This is a genomic window from Yoonia sp. GPGPB17 (assembly GCF_037892195.1).
GTDB lineage: Bacteria > Pseudomonadota > Alphaproteobacteria > Rhodobacterales > Rhodobacteraceae > Yoonia.
This window is the reverse complement of record NZ_JATACI010000002.1, coordinates 635501-652603: the sequence shown is the minus strand read 5'-3', so window position 1 is coordinate 652603 and position 17103 is coordinate 635501. Positions and strand designations below refer to the sequence as shown.

Genomic DNA, 17103 nt, shown 5'->3' with positions numbered 1-17103 from the left:
CGTCCACAAGTCTAGCGCGGTGTGACTTAGGCCTCGAGTTCGGCATCCCAATAGAGGAAATCAACCCAGCTGTCGTGCAGGTGGTTTGGTGGAAACTTGCGTCCTACGTTATGCAATTGCTCTGGCACGGGGCGGCGCGGCGGTTTCTGTAGGCTCATGCCAGATTCCTTGAGCGACCGCGAGCCTTTGCGCAGATTGCAGGGCGAACAGGCCGCGACGACGTTTTCCCAGCTGGTGACGCCGCCGCTGGCGCGTGGCACCACGTGGTCAAAGGTCAGATCGCCCTTTGCTCCGCAGTATTGGCAACTGAATTCATCCCGCAGAAACAGGTTGAAGCGCGTAAACGCCACCTGTTTTTGCGGTTTAACATAGTCTTTGAGCACAACAACCGACGGAATTCTTATGACCGTGGAGGGGCTGCGCACCACCTCGTCGTATTCGCTGACGATATCGACACGATCCAGCCATGCGGCCTTCACGGCCTCCTGCCACGGCCAAAGCGACAGAGGGTAATAGGACAACGGGCGATAGTCTGCATTCAGCACCAACGCCGGATAATGCTTGAGCGCACCCGGCTCGCGCACAAAGTCAGTTCTGAATTCGGTCTGCGTCATAGGTCACACCCCAGATAGGCTGTGCGGGAGCAGTCAAAGCGGCAGTCCCGCATTCTTCTTATGACAATGAACTATATATCGCGTCAGAAATGTGACAACCCCCAGAATATGCGACAAAAACCGCTACTGTGGTGTTGTTCAGGCGGCGATTTGCCCGTCCGACATCATCACCTGAGCGCGACCACGCGCCTTTGCGCGCAACAGAGCCGCTTCGGCTTGCTGCATCAGTCTGGCCAATGTCGTTTCGCCATCGGCCAATGCCACGCCGACAGAGACGGTAACTTCAAACCGCGTACTGCCTGTTGTGACCTGTATGCCCTGCGCAAGGCGTTCTGCGGCAGCACGGCCCGATCCAACGGTGTGCCGGGCAGATAGACCGCAATTGTTGCCCCATCAATCCGCCCGACCACATCCGTATCGCGTGTCACTTCGCGCAGCCGTATTGCCAAGGCCATCAGACACAGATCGCCTGCGTGATGGTCATGTTTGGCGTTAATCTGTCCAAGCCCATCAATATCCAGCATCAAGAGCGTACCGGTTTGATGCAACTTACGATCGGTGCGTCGCAGAAAGGCCTGACGTTGTAGCAAACCTGTCATCTGGTCTGTTTCGGCAGCCTCAATCAATTGGACGCGCAAACGACCCATATCGGCCATGATCCCTGTGGCAACGGCATAGAGCGGCAGACCAATCATCACCATCGCGCCAATGTACTGTGCGGTATTGCCATGAAAGGCGTTGTCAGTGATTACATCATGCGCAAAAACAGTGCCAACCACCCCCATCGCCAGAATGGTATAGCGTATAAACCAGCCAAGCCGGTTCTTTGGGCCCAAAAGTGAAACGATGGGGCTGTGCATATCTAGACCCGTCCTACCCAAGGGGCCCAATGACCCTTTGGAACACAATTACATGGAGTTTGTAAGGAACACTTAACAGAAGAAAACATCACACTCTCCCGTTAACTCAATCCCAGCCTATCACGCATAAACGCCAGCGCAACTGAAAGACCATCGGGCGCAATCCCATGCCCTGTCCCCTTCATGATATGCGCATAAACCTCTTTCCAGCCAGCTTCCTGCAAAGCTTCGGCCGCCTGTGGCAGCGATTGGGGCGGCACCACGTCATCCGCATCCCCATGGATCAACAAAACCGGCGGGCGGCTTTGGGTTTCATCGGCCAGCAATTCGGGTTCCAACAGACGACCCGAAAAAGCGACGATCCCGGCAATCGGATCCTCGCGGCGCGGGACCACATGCAGTGCCATCATTGTGCCTTGCGAAAAACCCAAGACCATCACCTGTTCGGGCAGAAGATCTTCATCGACCATCACACCATCCAAAAAAGCATCCAGATCAGCGGCGGCGCGCTCAAGGCCAAGTTTGCTCTCTTCTTCACTCGATCCGTCAATCCAAGGGATTGGAAACCACTGCCGACCCATGGGCGCACCCCGACACTCTTCGGGCGCATCGGGGGAAATGAACAGCGTATCGGGCATATGCTCACCCAAGGGATCAGCCAGACCAATCAGATCAGCGGCATTGGCCCCGTAGCCATGTAAAAACACCACGCAAGACCGTATCTCGCCCGATACCGGTTCGCGCCGCTGGGCGTCCAAAGCTCGTGTCATCTGATGCCTTCCCGTTGTTTGTGCTGCTTGTAGTAGGCCCACATGATCCGCGCCGCAACCGACCGCCAAGGGGACCAAGCGTCAGCCATGACCCGCAAGTCCTTTTCTTTGGGCCGTTCTGGCAACGCAAAGATCAGTTTCGCCGCTTCTTGCAGCGCCAGATCTCCCGGTGCAAAGACATCCGCCCGGCCCAGCGAAAACATGGCATAAACCTCTGCGGTCCAGGCACCGATCCCTGGCACTGCGGTCAATATCTTGATGACATCGCGCGCGGGCAACCGATGCAGCTCATCATAGTTAATCCGAGCATTAGCCAAAGCACGTGCATATTTTGCCTTTTGCCTGCTTAGACCCAATGCCCGAAGGTCTTCTTCGGTGGCACCGGAAACCCGAACAGGATCAGCCATCCCTGCCTCTTGCAACCGGCCCCAGATGGCATTGGCAGACGCGACACTGACCTGCTGGCTTACAATCGCGCTCAGCAACTGGGCAAATCCATCCGGCTTCAAGCGCAATGGCAAGGGCGGCAACCCAGCCATCGCCTGCGCAAACCGAGGCTCTGCGGTACATAGCCAAGCCGCCCCTTCTGAGACACAAGCGTCTGACATGATAACGCGTTCGGTCACAGCGCTTGTACCCACCCCAACGCACCCTCAACGGTGTCCACTATCGGCCAATCCCCTTGCGGCGGGCGAGCTATCATCAAAACCGAAATACCCAACTGTCTGGCCGCAGTCAGTTTTGTGCGACTTGGTGCCCCACCGGCATTCTTGACCACCAGAAAATCAACGCCAAGCTTCTGGAACAGGGCAATCTCATCCGCGACCGAGAACGGCGGTCGTCCCACAAGATATCGCCCACCGGGAAACGGGAATGGCCCGTCCGGCGGATCAATCTGGCGACAAATCACTTCGCGCCCTGTTAGATTGGCAAAGCGCTCTAAGGTCTGTCGGCCCGTTCCCAAAAACACGATTGATCCCTGTGGGATATGAGCGGCAGCCTCCTGCTCGGACAGGATCTCGATCCAGTTGTCCCCCGGCTCTGGTTGCCATCCGGGACGCAGAAACTGAACATAAGGCAGCTGTCGCGCATGACACACCTCTGCTGTCCGCGCCGTAATGCGATGCGCAAAAGGATGGGTCGCATCCAGAACCGCTGTGATCCCGGCATCCTGCAAATAGGTCTTGAAACCAGATACGCCACCAAAGCCCCCAATGCGGGTCGGCAGGGGCTGCGCCTCGGGGGTGCGTGTGGCACCGGCAAGCGAAATCACGGCATCCTGCCCCTGAAGACGCGCCGCGATCTGGCGCGCCTCGCCCGTACCCCCCAGTAAAAGCAAGGTCATACGCCCGCCCTCGCGATAATTGTGCCTTTGCGGTCAATCACAACGATATCGAACGCGATGTCGGGCGTTCCGAACCGATCTTTCACTTGAAACAGAGCCTGTTCCGCAACCGCCTGCGCCAAGTCAGGCCCGGCAATCTCATAGGCTTCCAAGGCCGTATTGGCATCCCTCAACCGCTGATCGTTCGCCATCTCGGCCAGTTGCGCGAAATCCACCTGACTGCGCCCCGAGTGCAGATCAATGGCCCCCTGCGCCAGTTTGGTGATCTTGCCAATGCCGCCGCCAATGGTGACACGACCAACAGGATGTTTCACGAGATACTTCAGCATGCCCCCCGCAAAGTCACCCATATCCAGCATCGCGTGATCGGGCAGATCATAAAGCGCTTGTACTACGCTCTCAGAGGTCGCCCCCGTGCAGCCTGCGACATGCGGCAAGCCGCCGGCGCGCGCGACATCAATGCCCCGATGGATCGACGCGATCCAGGCAGCGCAGCTAAAAGGGCGCACAACCCCGGTGGTCCCGAGAATAGACAAGCCACCTTCAATCCCTAAACGCGGGTTCCATGTTTTGTGGGCAAGCTCCTGCCCACCCGGCACGGACACTTCTAGGGTTACGTCGGGTGGATGGTCGAACTGCGCGGCCATGTCCTGCACGACCGCCGTCATCATTTGACGCGGCACCGGATTGATCGCTGGCTCGCCGACACCGATTGGCAATCCCGCCTTGGTCACAGTGCCCACACCGTCACCCGCAGCAAATAGCACGCCACCCAAGGACGCCGACACCGTCACAACGATCATGGCGCCATGGGTCACATCCGGATCATCCCCGGCATCCTTAGTAATCCCCACACGCGCCCAGCCGTCGCTTAAGCCTCTGCCACGGCCAGTGGAAACACCGGCGTTTCGCCCTTTGGCAGCGTAATCCCGACCTCACGCGGAAACGCGCCGCCCCACAGACGCATCAACGCCGCTTTTGTCGCTGCTGTCGCACACGCGCCTGTGGTCCAGCCGCGGCGCAATTCTGTGGTGGTCTCATCGGTCATTGCGCGCGACGATAGGCAGGCACGCCCATGACGGCAATCACCAATCCAAGGTCGTTTGTCACCTTTCCAAGCCCGCCATTCGGCGGCATAAAGACGCTATGAGCACTGACATCCCCCTCCCCAGCCACACGTGGCCTACGTTAGAACCCGGCTGGGTTTGGCTTTGCGGGGCCGGTCCGGGTGATCCGGGATTGCTGACGCTGCATGCGGTCAACGCGTTGCGACAGGCTGATGTGGTGATCTATGACGCCTTGGTACAGGAAGAAATCCTGACATGGGCACCGCAAGCCGAACATATCTATGCAGGCAAGCGCGGCGGCAAACCCTCCGCCAAGCAACGCGATATCTCATTGCGGCTGGTCGATCTGGCGCGCGCAGGTAAACGTGTTCTGCGGCTCAAAGGCGGTGACCCTTTCGTCTTCGGACGCGGCGGCGAAGAAGCGCAAACGCTGGTGCAGCACGACATCCCCATCCGCATCATCCCCGGTATCTCGGCTGGCATTGGTGGGCTGGCCTATGCAGGCATCCCTGTTACCCACCGTGACGTGAACCAATCCGTCACATTCGTGACGGGACATGATCAGTCCGGGAATACGCCCAGCTCGCTTGACTGGGTCAGCATATCGAAGGGCAGTCAGGTCATCGTAATTTATATGGGCATGAAACACATTGCCCAAATCGCAACGCAGTTGATGGACGCGGGACGCAGCCCGTATGAGCCCGCCGCTGTGGTGACAACAGCCACAACCGATGAGCAGCAGGTGTTGGAAACGACGCTTGGCACAATTGTCGCAGATATCCATGCGGCAGGTCTTTCACCACCAGCCATCATATGCGTCGGACAATCTGTACTGATGCGGCAAGTGCTTGACTGGCAAAACATGGCCTTGGGGCAAGCACCGCGCAACCTTGATCCATTGGGACGCGGACGCCCTGCAGAATCGGCCTAGACCGATGCACCACCCTATCATCTTGCCCACAAGACGTCCGCCTGAGGCTGCCCTCAGCCTCCAAGCGCGATGAGCTTTGTGATTGCCGCGCCATCCTCTGGCAGCGGCAAAACCACACTCACCCTTGGCCTGTTACGCGCCTTCAGAAGACGCGAAGTGCCCGTTAGGGCCGCCAAGTCGGGCCCAGATTACATTGATCCGCGGTTTCACGAAGCCGCCTGCGGTCATGCCTGCCTCAATCTTGACGCCTGGGCGATGGCCCCTGCCCGCCTCAAAGCGCTCAGCGCGGGTCCAATCCCCCTGATTATCGAAGGAGCCATGGGGCTCTTTGACGGCGCGCCACCAGACGGGAAAGGCGCTACGGCGGATCTTGCACGCTGTCTTGACCTCCCCGTTGTTCTGGTGATCGACGCCGGAAAAATGGCAGGATCAGTCGCACCTCTGGCACAGGGGTTCATTCAACATGATCCAAAGGTGCAGATTGCGGGCGTCATCCTCAACAATGTGGGTTCTGCGCGTCATGAAGGCATGTTGCGCCGGGCGCTTGGGGATATTTCCGTTTTTGGTGCGATTCCGCGCAGCAAAAAACTCACCCAGCCGTCAAGGCACCTTGGTCTCGTTCAAGCGCAGGAAAGACCCGATCTTGATAGCTTTCTGGATGGTGCCGCAGATTTGGTTCTGGCGCATTGCGATATACCTGCGCTGAAATTGTTGCTCAAACCCATGAAGACGGCCGCGTATGACCGAAAGCCCAAACCACCCGCGCAAACGATTGCCATTGCGCAAGATGCCGCATTTGCCTTTAGCTACCCCCATCTTCTGCGGGATTGGCAAGACGCTTAAGCGCAAGCCTGCACTTCTTTTCGCCGCTTGCAGATGAACCCGCACCGGACGTCGAAATGATTTACCTGCCGGGGGGTATCCTGAACTTCACGCAGGGAAGCTCGCCGCAAATACAACCTTCCTGTCGTCACTGCGCACCAGTAGGGCGCAGATTTATGGCGAGTGCGGGGGCTACATGACCTTGGGTGAAACGCTGACCGATAAAGACGGCCACCAGCACAAAATGGCGGGGCTGCTGCCGCTCGAAACATCATTCGCCGCACCGAAACTACACCTTGGCTATCGTGATCTATCCGCGCGCGATGGACCCTTTGCTGGTGCTTGGAAAGGGCATGAGTTTCACTATGCCACCACCCTGCGCGCCGAAGGGACACCGCTCTTTGATGCCTGCGATGCTGAAGGCACCACCCTGCCGCCTATGGGCTTGATCCAGAACAATGTCAGCGGCAGCTTCGCCCATATTATTGATCAGGTATAAGCAGTCCTTGCACCTTTCCCAGAGCGGGCGTACCGATACCACCATGACTTACATTGACGATACACGGGCCAAACGCAATGTGGCCGTACTGGTGCTTGCGCAAGCTATCCTTGGCGCGCAGCTCCCCATGATTTTCGTGGTTGGTGGACTGGCAGGTGGGCAACTCGCCTCCAACCCTTGTCTTGCCACCCTGCCCATCTCGTTTATCGTGTTCGGCTCCATGACAACCGCACCCTGGATCAGCCCGCTGATGCAACGCAATGGGCGGCGTTTCGGGTTTTTCCTTGGTGCATTCGCCGGGGCAACCGGGGCCGCGGTATCCGCTTATGGTCTCTACACCAGTTCCTTTGTGATACTGCTTGCCGGATCATATTTGACTGGTATCTATATGTCCGCACAGGGTTTTTACCGTTTTGCCGCGACGGACACAGCATCCGATGCCTTCCGTCCCAAAGCTATTTCATACGTGATGGCCGGTGGGCTATTGTCCGCCATCGTTGGCCCACAGCTGAACAAGCTGGTGCAAGATGCTTATGTCGTTCCTTTTCTGGGCACCTATATGGCCATCATCGTGTTGAACCTCGTGGGTATGTTCCTTTTCCTCTGGCTGGACCTGCCGAAAGGCTCCAAGAAAGAGCCCGAGGCTGCGCCCGTCGCCGGACGCACCCGGATGGAGCTGCTGCGTGATCCGCGTATCCTCGTCGCGATCATTTGTGCGATGGTGTCCTATTCGCTGATGAACCTTGTGATGACCTCGACGCCGCTGGCAGTCGTTGGCTGCGGCTTTACCACGGATGACGCCAACGACATCGTCTCAGCCCATGTGCTGGCCATGTTCGCCCCTTCTTTCGTTACCGGACATCTTATTGCGCGCTTCGGCGTTGAGCGGATCGTTTCACTTGGCCTGATCATTCTCGCGCTGGCCGGTGGTGTCGCATTGTCCGGCGTGGAACTGGGGAACTTCTATATCGCGCTTATCCTGCTGGGCCTTGGGTGGAACTTTGGGTTCATCGGTGCCACCACAATGCTTGCGGGCGCACACAGACCCGAGGAACGCGGCGCCGTGCAAGGCATGAACGACATGATCGTCTTTGGGATGGTGACCGTTGCATCATTGGCCTCTGGCGGGCTGATGAATTGCTCTGGCGGCTCGCCTGTAGAGGGCTGGAATGCAGTCAACCTCGCGATGGTGCCGTTCCTGGTATTGGCAGGCGGATCGCTGATCTGGTTGGTGCGCCAGCCCAAAATGGCTGTCTAGCGCCACCAACCACGTAAAGAGACGTTCAAAAACCGCAGACTGTCGCGTGCTGGGTTTGTGTCCAGCGCGTCGGCCATGACGCGCCCCGGCGCCTCTTGCACCATCTGCAACACCGGACGCGCATGGTAACCTGCCACCAAAGCTGGGCCCGATGCTTTTGGGACGGTACGCCGTTGCGACTTGGCTTTGTTCAATCGCACCGAACCTTGCGCAGCGAGCGCCTTGATTCCGGCGTCGGAGGTATCAATCAGCGGCTGGCGCGATTGCGCGGTGAGCGCTGGGACAGCCTGAAAGATATTCGCGATCCCCACGCCATAAGCAAAATCGCGCACGGTGCTTTCATCCGCCGCCCCCAGCAAACGCGCCGCTGTCCACATCAAATGGCCTGATGTGGCGTTGATGTATTCGTCAAAATGATCCGGGCCCTCAAATGGGTCTTTATACACATCCCACCGCCGCGCCGCGACCAACCCGTCTAGGCACTGCGCGCCCTCTGGATCCAGACAACCTGCCAGAGCATCGACCACCTCATGACGACGGGATGTCTTGCCCGCAGCAATCTCGTCCAGCGCATCGCGCCACCATTGCAGGCGCATCTCGGCAATCATCGCCTCTTGGGTCACCCAAGGCGCGCGCGCCACTTCGACGTTGAACGCATAAAGCGGAAACAGGATTTGACGCACTGCCACCGGCGCCGCCATAGCGACGCGAAAACGCAACGGATCGGCTTTTTCGACCAGAGCAGCGCAAGCCTCAAAGCTCATGTGCGAAACCCGGATTTGATGCGGCAGTTCTGATCGCATTCCGACCCGCAGTCACCGGCGGGTATGGGCAACTGACATCGACACGGCTAACCTCGTTCTCGGACAGAGACACTGCAATGAAATCAGAACCATAGTCCAAGCAAGCTTGCGTTTCGTCAGGCACGACAATGCTATCGAGTTGCAGAAGCGCGACCTTTTGTAGGGCAGCAAAAGTACCCTGTGGTAAAACAAAGCGCTCTTCTTTCAAGCTATCCGGCGTCCCGCCCCAGCTGCGCACAACAACCGTATCATCGGCGAAATAGGTGGTTGCGCTTCCGCCCCAAATGGAACCACCTGATCCAACCGAAACGGAGGGTAGAAAAGGTTGTTGTTGCTGCGTGCAGGCCGTTAGCAAACCAAGGCATAAAACAAATGCCCTGATCATGCCTTCGCCCCATCCCGGATCAGCTTCCAATTGATCGCATCAATCAATGCATCAAAGGAGGCATCCACGATGTTGGCGCTGACACCCACAGTCGACCAGCGGCGGCCCTTGCCGTCTTCGCTATCAATGATCACGCGGGTCACAGCCTCGGTCCCGCCATTGGTGATGCGGACTTTGAAGTCGACCAACTGCATATCGTCGATGATCTCCTGATAAGGTCCAAGATCCTTGGACAGCGCGCGGGAGAGCGCGTTGACCGGGCCCTGATCAGACCCATCCGGCCCCTGACTTTCGCTGACATTCAGCATCTTCTTGCCATGGACCTTCGTGACCACAACCGCCTCGGAGATTGACACCATCTGATTGCGCTTGTTCTTGCGCCGCTCAACCGTCACCCGGTAGCGTTTCACTTCAAAAAACTGCGGCAATGTCCCGAGCTCTTCGCGCGCCAGAAGCTCAAAACTGGCTTGCGCCGTATCATAAGAATAGCCTTGCGCCTCGCGTTCCTTGATCCGCTCGACAATGCGGGGCAAGGCCGGGTCATCCGCCGCGACCTCCAGTCCTGCCTCTAGCAGACGTGTACGCAGGTTGGACTGCCCGGCCTGATTGGACATCGGTACAATGCGGGTATTGCCCACCGCCGCCGGATCAATGTGTTCGTAAGTGGCCGGATCTTTCGCAATCGCCGACGCATGCAGCCCTGACTTATGCGCAAAGGCCGAGGCGCCGACATAGGGCGCTTGCTTGGCAGGCACCCGGTTGAGAATGTCATCAAGCAGGCGCGACGCGCGGCGCAACCCCTTCAGAGCGTTCGGTGACACACCCGTTTCAAACATGCTGGCGTAGGGTTCTTTCAACAGCAGCGTCGGGATCAATGTCGTCAGGTTCGCATTGCCGCACCGCTCACCCAGCCCGTTCAACGTCCCCTGCACCTGCCGCGCACCTGCCAGTACGGCAGCCAATGTATTAGCCACCGCACTCTCGGTGTCATTGTGGGTATGGATCGCCAGATGCTCACCAGGAATGCCGCTCGCGATTACCGCCGTGACAATTTCGGACACCTCATGGGGCAGCACACCGCCATTGGTATCGCACAGCACGATCCAGCGCGCGCCCGCGTCATGGGCCGCATGGATCGCCTGCAAAGCGTAGTCAGGGTTTGCTTTGTAGCCGTCGAAGAAATGTTCGGCATCAAAAAGTCCCTCACGGCCCTGCGCCTTGATATGGGCAAAGCTGGCAGAGAGGTTTTCAATATTCTCCTCAAGACTGATCCCAAGCGCAGTCGTCACATGAAAATCATGCGCTTTGCCGACCAAGCAGACCGCTGGCGTGTCCGCATTCATCACCGCCGCCAGTACATCGTCATTCTCAGCCGAGCGGCCGCTGCGCTTGGTCATGCCAAAGGCGGTGAAGGTCGCTTTCGTTTTGGGCGGGCTTGCGAAGAACTCAGTATCGGTCGGGTTGGCACCCGGCCAACCGCCTTCGATGTAATCAAGGCCAAGGTCATCCAGCACAGCCGCGATCTGCTGCTTTTCCCCAGCAGAAAACTGCACCCCTTGGGTCTGCGCGCCATCGCGCAGGGTGGTATCAAAGAGGTAGAGGCGTTCCTTGCCCATGCTAGACCCCCTCCAATTTCGCAGCATCAAAGTTGGGCCCGGGCGCCCAAGTGGCCTGCCCACCGACGTCCGTGACCTGCACACCTGCCGCATTCAGGATATCGCGCACCTCATCTGCGCGCGCCCAATCCTTGGCCGCCCGGGCCGCTGCCCGATCCGCCAGCAAGGCATCCACGCGTTCCGCAACCGCCGTGGCCACACCGGCACCCGCTTCGCCGCCATCAAACTGTGGGATCGCGGACCAATCGTTGACCAATCCCAACATCTGCAAACCGTAAGCAAAGCCCGCCAAAGCAACGGGCGTCTTTCCCTTGGCAAGAACATGCAAGCGCGCCAAAGCGCCGGAGGTATTCAGATCATTGGCCAAAACACCAAGAAACTCTGCGTCAGGCTGCCATTTGCCCTCCGCCTCCAAGGCCGCAATCAACTCTGGCCCAAAGCCATGTCCGTGCAGAATGCCGTACCATTTGCGCAATGTGCCTTCGGCTTCGGCCCGCCGCGCCTCGGTCCAATCCATTGTCTTGCTATAGTGTGTGCCCAGCATCACCAAGCGGATCACCTCACCCGGTACACCCTGATCCAGCAGATCGCGGATGGTGAAAAAATTGCCCAAGGACTTGGACATCTTCTTACCTTCGACTTGCAGCATCTCGTTATGCACCCAGTAGCGGGCGAATTCACCATGGGGATGGGCACAAGCAGATTGCGCAATCTCATTCTCATGATGCGGGAATTGCAGATCATTGCCGCCGCCATGAATGTCAAAGCTCTCACCCAGCAATTCATGGCTCATGGCCGAGCATTCGATGTGCCAACCCGGACGACCGTAGCCCCAGGGGCTGTCCCATCCCGGCACACCATCACCAGACGGTTTCCACAGCACAAAATCCATCGGATTGCGCTTGTAGGGGGCCACTTCGACGCGCGCGCCGGCGATCATATCGTCGATCGAACGCCCCGAAAGCGCACCGTACTCGGCATAGCTATCAACCGCGAAAAGCACGTGACCTTCCGCCGCATAGGCATGACCCTTCGCGATCAAATCGGCGATCATCGCAATCATTTGCGGAATATGCGCGGTCGCGCGTGGCTCATGCGTGGGGCGCTGCAAGCCTACGGCATCCAGATCATCGTGATACCACTGGATCGTTTCTGCCGTGATGTCGCCAATCGCCCGGCCCGATTCAGCGGCGCGCGCATTGATCTTGTCATCAACATCCGTGAAATTGCGCACATAGGTCACATGATCTGCGCCATAGACTTCTTTCAGCAGGCGAAACAGCACGTCAAACACCAGCGAAGGCCGCAGATTGCCCATATGCGCACGGTCGTAAACCGTTGGCCCGCAGAGGTACAAACGTATGTTTTGCGGTTCAATCGGTACAAACTCCTCGCGCTTGCGGGTCTTTGTGTTGTTCAGGCGGATGGTCGTCATTTGGGCCTCGCGCAGGGTTACGCCGCGGGCTTACCAAGTTCAGTTTTGATTGGAAACGTGAAAGAGCAACCCGCGACAGATGTCAGCAGATAATAATGCAGCAGGTAATGATGCAGATGCTCTTCATGGGGGTGGGATAGCAGTTGGCAGTGGTTTCGTCCAGTCTGGATAAATGAGCAACCTCATTTGTCCAGCGCACCCATTGAACAAAGAGCTATCATGCTATTCACGCAAAGTGTGGCGTAAATATGCAAATAAAAATCTGCCGTTATCCCATCCGGATCTGTGGTGGTGCCCTTGAAAACGGTTGCGCTCCCCTTCGGATTGAGATGGCGCTTTGAATGGACATAGATGTCAGTGGTGAGCCCGGCATAAGCCGCGTCATCTTGCCAGACTTCCGTACATCCGTCATCCTAAAGCCATGTCACGTGCCCTCGTCAACCAGATCTGCGCCGCCTACTCCGGAGCGACTGCATCCGATCCCACGACCGAACTGGACAGCTGGAAGGTTGGCGGCAAGATGTTTGCCTGCTTTGGCGACCGCATCGACGGCGTTTGTGTCAAGACCGATAGCGTGGACACCGCCACCATGTTGATTGATGCCGGTGCCGCCACCAAGGCCCCTTATTTTCACAAAAGCTGGGTGTTGGTCGGTTTCGACAGCGCCGAAGACGAGCTGCGCCACCGGATCGCTGTATCTTACGACATTGTCCTGGGCGGGCTGACCAAGAAGGCGCAGGCAGAGATCAAGGGTAGCTGATCACTTCGTATTCGACGCCATCAAGATCGTGAAAGTAGAACCTCTTGCCCGGTTCGTAGTCCGCGTGGCTATGGGTTTCTAACCCCTTCGCTTTCACTTTCTCTTCCATCGCATCCACATCATCGACCACTACGCCCACATGGTTGAACCCAGCCCGTTGCAGATAGCTGTTATCGGCAGGCTTCTGATGCGGTGCCCCACCGGGACCGGTATAAAGCGCGATGTAGCTGCTCTCAGTGCCAACGTGGACAGTATAACCGCCGTTGATCGCGGCCCCTTCCCAACGGACATGCCAGCCAAAAAGATCCGACAACATCTGCGCTGTTTGCTGAGGGTCGGCTACGGTGATGTTGACGTGCTCCACATAAGCCATCTTCAGGTCTTCCTTCTAAATGCAGCAATGATACGGGCAATGCCGCCAGGCCCGACGTTGTGGTTCTGATCATGAAAACAACCACAGTCCAAATCATGCCCCCAGCCCAGTCCGTCATGTTTCATCGCCATCAATGCCTCCGGATCGGCACAGTAGCGGAATGTTGCAGGTTTTGGCATGTCTTTTCTCCTCTGTCCAAAAGCGTTCGAATCTGTTTTCATTCCTCAAGTTAACTTGAGATCAAGGATTATTTTGCATGTCACAAGGACTGACCATTGGCGATCTGGCGGCGCGGACCGGTTTGGCCGTGTCAGCGATCCGGTTTTATGAGACGCATGACATCGTCAAACCCCTGCGCAACAAGGGTGGACATCGCCGTTACGGGCGCTCTGACATTCGCAGACTGTCCTTCGTGATGGCGGCCCAGAAACTGGGGTTCAGCCTGTCCGAAATCGCCCCGCATTTGCGGCGCTTGCCGGATCACAGGGCCCCGTCAAAGGCGGATTGGACCCGGATCAGCCGCGCGTTTCGTCAGGATATTGATACCCGCATTGCCGCGCTGGAAGACCTGCGCGACAAGCTGGATGGCTGTATCGGATGTGGCTGTCTGAGCCTGAAATCCTGTGCGCTTTACAACCCGGCAGACGTGAAAGGTGCAGAAGGTCCGGGGCCACGCAATCTGCGTGCGACAACCACTTGACTTCACCTTGCGAAGGCCGTTCCTCTGCACCTATGAAACTCTCACATCGTATCACCCATATCACTGGCGGCGGCTCTGACGGCTGGGACGTCTTTTACAAGGCAAGACGCATGGTTGCCGAGGGCATTCCGGTGACGGAACTGACCATTGGCGAACACGACATTGGCACAAGCCCAGACATTCTGGACGCCATGCATGCCGCGGCTGTTGGCGGACACACGGGTTACGCCATGGTCCCGGGCACACACGCGTTGCGCAAAAGTGTTGCGGCTCGGATTGCGACTCGCACCGGTGTACCCACAACCGCCGACAACATTCTAATCACACCCGGCGGTCAGGCCGCTCTGTTTGCCGCGCATACAGCCGTCTGCGATCCCGGTGACACAGCGGTCTACATAGACCCCTATTACGCGACCTATCCCGGCACCATCCGTGGCGCAGGGGCTGTGCCGAAGCCCATCATCACGACACCAGACACCGCGTTTCAGCCCACATCCGAGATGTTGATTGAAGCAACTACGGGTGCCGCATCATTGCTGGTCAACACGCCCAACAACCCCACGGGCGTGGTGTATTCGGCGGCGACGTTGCACGCGATTGCAAATGCATGTACCGCCAATGACCTTTGGCTGATTTCGGATGAAGTCTATGATACCCAAGTCTGGGAGGGCCGCCACATCACCCCTCGCAGCCTGCCGGGCATGGCCGAGCGCACGTTGGTTGTGGGGTCAATGTCGAAAAGCCATGCCATGACCGGCAGCCGGGTTGGCTGGATCTGCGGGCCCGCTGACGCAATTGAACATATAATTAATCTTGCCACGCATACGACCTATGGTGTGGCTAAGCTTCATTCAGGATGCCGCTGACTTTGCGTTGAACCAAGGCGATATGGTTGAAAAAGAAGTCGCGGAACCCTTCCGCCGTAGGCGTGCGCTGACCATGCAGGCGCTTGAAGGGCAAAACGTTGTGCGCGTAGTGCCCGCACAAGGGGCGATGTACGTGATGCTAGACCTCCGCGCGACGGGAATGACCGGAGAAGACTTCGCCAATGCCCTGCTCGATGCAGAACATATCGCCGTCATGCCGGGTGAAAGCTTTGGTCACGCCGCGGCGGGCCATGTGCGTGTGGCGATGACTATTGCGGATGATCAATATGTCGACGCGCTCGCGCCTGATTGCCTTTGCCAGCGCAAAAGCGGGACAAACGCCACCTTAGCCCATAAAGGACAACGGCCATGACAGATATTGCTGCAGGTTTTCGCGCCCTCCACATCAAAGGCGATCCATTCCTGATGGTGAACGTCTGGGATCGTGGATCGGCCAAAATGATGGCAGCGATGGGGGCCAAGGCGCTGGCGACCTCTTCTGCCGCGCATGCCTTTACACTGGGGCGGCCTGATGGCGGCACGGTCACGCGAGATGAAGCCCTCGCGCATGCGGCAGAGATCGTATCGGTCGTGTCAGTTCCGGTTCAGGGCGACTTTGAGAACGGATTTGGCGATGACCCGGACACCTGTGCCGAAACGGTACGCATGGCTGCCGAAGTCGGGCTGGCCGGGGTATGCATCGAAGATATCGCCCTGCCCTCACCAGAGGCATATGATTTTGATCTTGCCGTGGAACGAATCCGCGCCGCTGCCGCGACAGCACGCGCCTTGCCGCATGATTTTGTGCTGACCGCCCGTGCTGATGGGATCATGACGGGTGTCTACGACACTGACGAAGCGATCCACCGTTTACGCGCTTTTGAGGTCGCAGGGGCAGATTGCCTTTATGCCCCGCTTCCGCCTGATATGGATGCCTTGGCAAAAATTTGTGCCAAGACGACCGCGCCGGTGAACGCCTTGGTGGCAGGCCCCTACACGGCCCAGACGCAGGCTGCCTTTGCCAGGATTGGTGCTGCGCGTCTCTCGGTCGGGTCAGCTTTGGCACGTGTTACCCATCGGGCGCTTTTTGACGCCGCACAAGGAATGCTGGAGGGTGGTGGTTTTTCCGTCCTGAAGAATGGGATCAGCAGCGACATCATTGACGATCTGCTGACATGAAAAGGGGCCTGTCAGCGCGGTGACAGGCCCCAATAAGCATCCCTTGCATCGGTTTTTTGGGGAAGGGACAGTGCGGTAGGATGCTTATTCCCAAAAGGGTTTAGAATTTGAACGACGCACGCAACGAAAGTGTTGTCGCGTCGACATCGACACCATCGCTGTCGGCAAAATCCTCAAACTGATGTTGCAGGACCTCACCACCAAGGATGATCGCATCGTTCATCATGTAAGACACGCCCAGACCGGCAAAGCTGCCGTCTGTGTCACCATCAAGTGCATCGGTCGTTTCTACGCGCGCCACACCGGCAGTGATGTAAGGCATAAACTGGCCCGCATCATAACCGAGCTTTGCTTTGGCGCGGGCAATTGAATCCACTTCAGAAGACGGATCGTCGACTTCGATGTTGGTCAGATCATAATCGATCTCACCACCCAGCACGATGCTACCGAAATCATAGTTGTAGCCTGCGTGCACACCGTAGATCGCACCTTCTGGATCGTCATCGTCAAGGATGGCATCAGAATCCAGTCGTCCAAATCCAAGCTGGCCACCGGCATAAAAACCGGTCCAGTCATTGCCGACTGCGACGGGCGCAGCCGCAATGGGCGCTGGGGCTGGCGCAGGTGCCGCAATAGGCTCTGAGATACCGCCAGCTGACGCCATACCTGTGGCCAAAGCCAAAGGTGCGGCCAACATGCTCGTGCGGGCGAATTTCAATGTCGTATTCATTTTTGTCTCCGTTAATCCGGTTGTCGTGTTCGGTACAGGTGACACTTTGAGCGAGGGGTTCAACGGGTCTCATGACGCTGTGAATCTGAT

Annotated in this window: 17 protein-coding genes and 3 pseudogenes; 7 read left to right on the top strand and 13 right to left on the bottom strand. The window is 57.8% G+C overall.

The window, feature by feature from the left end:
• Nucleotides 1–26 precede the first annotated feature (26 nt).
• The 6 genes and pseudogenes from QTO30_RS03635 to QTO30_RS03610 form a co-directional block, all read right to left on the bottom strand.
• Nucleotides 27–614 carry an HNH endonuclease gene (locus QTO30_RS03635; RefSeq protein ID WP_340422572.1) on the bottom strand — a complete coding sequence of 196 codons (588 nt, stop codon included), beginning with the start codon at nt 612–614 and terminating at the stop codon, nt 27–29.
• Between the two features lie 224 nt (nt 615–838).
• Nucleotides 839–1474, bottom strand: a complete 636-nt coding sequence (locus QTO30_RS03630; protein ID WP_340422570.1) for a GGDEF domain-containing protein — start codon at nt 1472–1474, stop codon at nt 839–841.
• A gap of 101 nt (nt 1475–1575) precedes the next feature.
• On the bottom strand, nt 1576–2244 hold the full coding sequence (locus QTO30_RS03625) for an alpha/beta hydrolase (protein ID WP_340422569.1): 669 nt from the start codon (nt 2242–2244) through the stop codon (nt 1576–1578).
• Nucleotides 2241–2852 carry a DNA-3-methyladenine glycosylase family protein gene (locus QTO30_RS03620; protein WP_340425860.1) on the bottom strand — a complete coding sequence of 204 codons (612 nt, stop codon included), beginning with the start codon at nt 2850–2852 and terminating at the stop codon, nt 2241–2243. Before QTO30_RS03620 ends, QTO30_RS03625 begins: the two co-directional genes overlap by 4 nt.
• Nucleotides 2853–2866: 14 nt before the next feature.
• Nucleotides 2867–3589: a cobalt-precorrin-6A reductase gene (locus tag QTO30_RS03615; RefSeq protein WP_340422567.1), complete on the bottom strand. Its 723-nt coding sequence runs from the start codon at nt 3587–3589 to the stop codon at nt 2867–2869.
• Nucleotides 3586–4637, bottom strand: a pseudogene (locus QTO30_RS03610) (cobalt-precorrin-5B (C(1))-methyltransferase). The gene QTO30_RS03615 and the pseudogene QTO30_RS03610 overlap by 4 nt, the downstream one beginning before the upstream one ends.
• Nucleotides 4638–4735: 98 nt before the next feature.
• Here QTO30_RS03610 and cobA point away from each other — a divergent pair.
• The 3 genes and pseudogenes from cobA (at nt 4736) to QTO30_RS03595 (ending at nt 8166) form a co-directional block, all read left to right on the top strand.
• Nucleotides 4736–5587, top strand: a complete 852-nt coding sequence (gene cobA / locus QTO30_RS03605) for a uroporphyrinogen-III C-methyltransferase (protein ID WP_340422565.1) — start codon at nt 4736–4738, stop codon at nt 5585–5587.
• A 69-nt stretch (nt 5588–5656) separates the two neighbouring features.
• Nucleotides 5657–6908 (top strand): annotated as a pseudogene (locus QTO30_RS03600) (cobyrinate a,c-diamide synthase).
• Between the two features lie 43 nt (nt 6909–6951).
• Complete coding sequence (locus tag QTO30_RS03595; RefSeq protein ID WP_340422564.1) at nt 6952–8166, top strand: MFS transporter; 1215 nt, start codon at nt 6952–6954, stop codon at nt 8164–8166.
• Here QTO30_RS03595 and QTO30_RS03590 read toward each other — a convergent pair.
• Genes QTO30_RS03590 through cysS form a run of 4 tightly spaced genes read right to left on the bottom strand, consistent with a single transcriptional unit; the run spans nt 8163 to nt 12405 of the window.
• On the bottom strand, nt 8163–8930 hold the full coding sequence (locus QTO30_RS03590) for a squalene/phytoene synthase family protein (RefSeq protein ID WP_340422563.1): 768 nt from the start codon (nt 8928–8930) through the stop codon (nt 8163–8165). The two genes, QTO30_RS03595 and QTO30_RS03590, sit on opposite strands and share 4 nt — an antisense overlap.
• Entirely contained in the window at nt 8920–9354 is a 435-nt protein-coding gene (locus QTO30_RS03585) for a hypothetical protein (RefSeq protein WP_340422562.1), read from the bottom strand. The genes QTO30_RS03590 and QTO30_RS03585 overlap by 11 nt, the downstream gene beginning before the upstream one ends.
• Complete coding sequence (gene cimA, locus QTO30_RS03580; RefSeq protein ID WP_340422561.1) at nt 9351–10970, bottom strand: citramalate synthase; 1620 nt, start codon at nt 10968–10970, stop codon at nt 9351–9353. The genes QTO30_RS03585 and cimA overlap by 4 nt, the downstream gene beginning before the upstream one ends.
• 1 nt (nt 10971) lies before the next feature.
• Nucleotides 10972–12405: a cysteine--tRNA ligase gene (cysS, locus tag QTO30_RS03575; RefSeq protein ID WP_340422560.1), complete on the bottom strand. Its 1434-nt coding sequence runs from the start codon at nt 12403–12405 to the stop codon at nt 10972–10974.
• A gap of 421 nt (nt 12406–12826) precedes the next feature.
• On the opposite strand from cysS, the gene QTO30_RS03570 reads away from it, so the two are divergent.
• Nucleotides 12827–13165 (top strand): MmcQ/YjbR family DNA-binding protein, encoded by a 339-nt coding sequence (locus tag QTO30_RS03570; protein ID WP_340422559.1) that lies wholly within the window; start codon nt 12827–12829, stop codon nt 13163–13165.
• Here QTO30_RS03570 and QTO30_RS03565 read toward each other — a convergent pair.
• Nucleotides 13152–13538, bottom strand: coding sequence for a VOC family protein (locus QTO30_RS03565; protein ID WP_340422558.1), 387 nt, complete (start codon nt 13536–13538; stop codon nt 13152–13154). The genes QTO30_RS03570 and QTO30_RS03565 overlap by 14 nt on opposite strands.
• 2 nt (nt 13539–13540) lie before the next feature.
• Nucleotides 13541–13717, bottom strand: coding sequence for a hypothetical protein (locus QTO30_RS03560; RefSeq protein ID WP_340422556.1), 177 nt, complete (start codon nt 13715–13717; stop codon nt 13541–13543).
• 77 nt (nt 13718–13794) lie between these two features.
• Between QTO30_RS03560 and soxR the strand changes: the two genes are divergently transcribed.
• The 3 genes and pseudogenes from soxR (at nt 13795) to QTO30_RS03545 (ending at nt 16283) form a co-directional block, all read left to right on the top strand.
• Nucleotides 13795–14238, top strand: a complete 444-nt coding sequence (soxR, locus tag QTO30_RS03555; RefSeq protein ID WP_340422555.1) for a redox-sensitive transcriptional activator SoxR — start codon at nt 13795–13797, stop codon at nt 14236–14238.
• Between the two features lie 32 nt (nt 14239–14270).
• A pseudogene (locus QTO30_RS03550) lies at nt 14271–15454 on the top strand (pyridoxal phosphate-dependent aminotransferase).
• A gap of 19 nt (nt 15455–15473) precedes the next feature.
• On the top strand, nt 15474–16283 hold the full coding sequence (locus tag QTO30_RS03545; protein WP_340422554.1) for an isocitrate lyase/PEP mutase family protein: 810 nt from the start codon (nt 15474–15476) through the stop codon (nt 16281–16283).
• Nucleotides 16284–16383: 100 nt separating this feature from the next.
• Here QTO30_RS03545 and QTO30_RS03540 read toward each other — a convergent pair whose 3' ends face one another.
• The gene (locus QTO30_RS03540) at nt 16384–17013 is read right to left on the bottom strand and encodes an outer membrane protein (protein ID WP_340422552.1); all 630 of its coding nucleotides are present in this window, start codon (nt 17011–17013) and stop codon (nt 16384–16386) included.
• Nucleotides 17014–17103 lie beyond the last annotated feature (90 nt).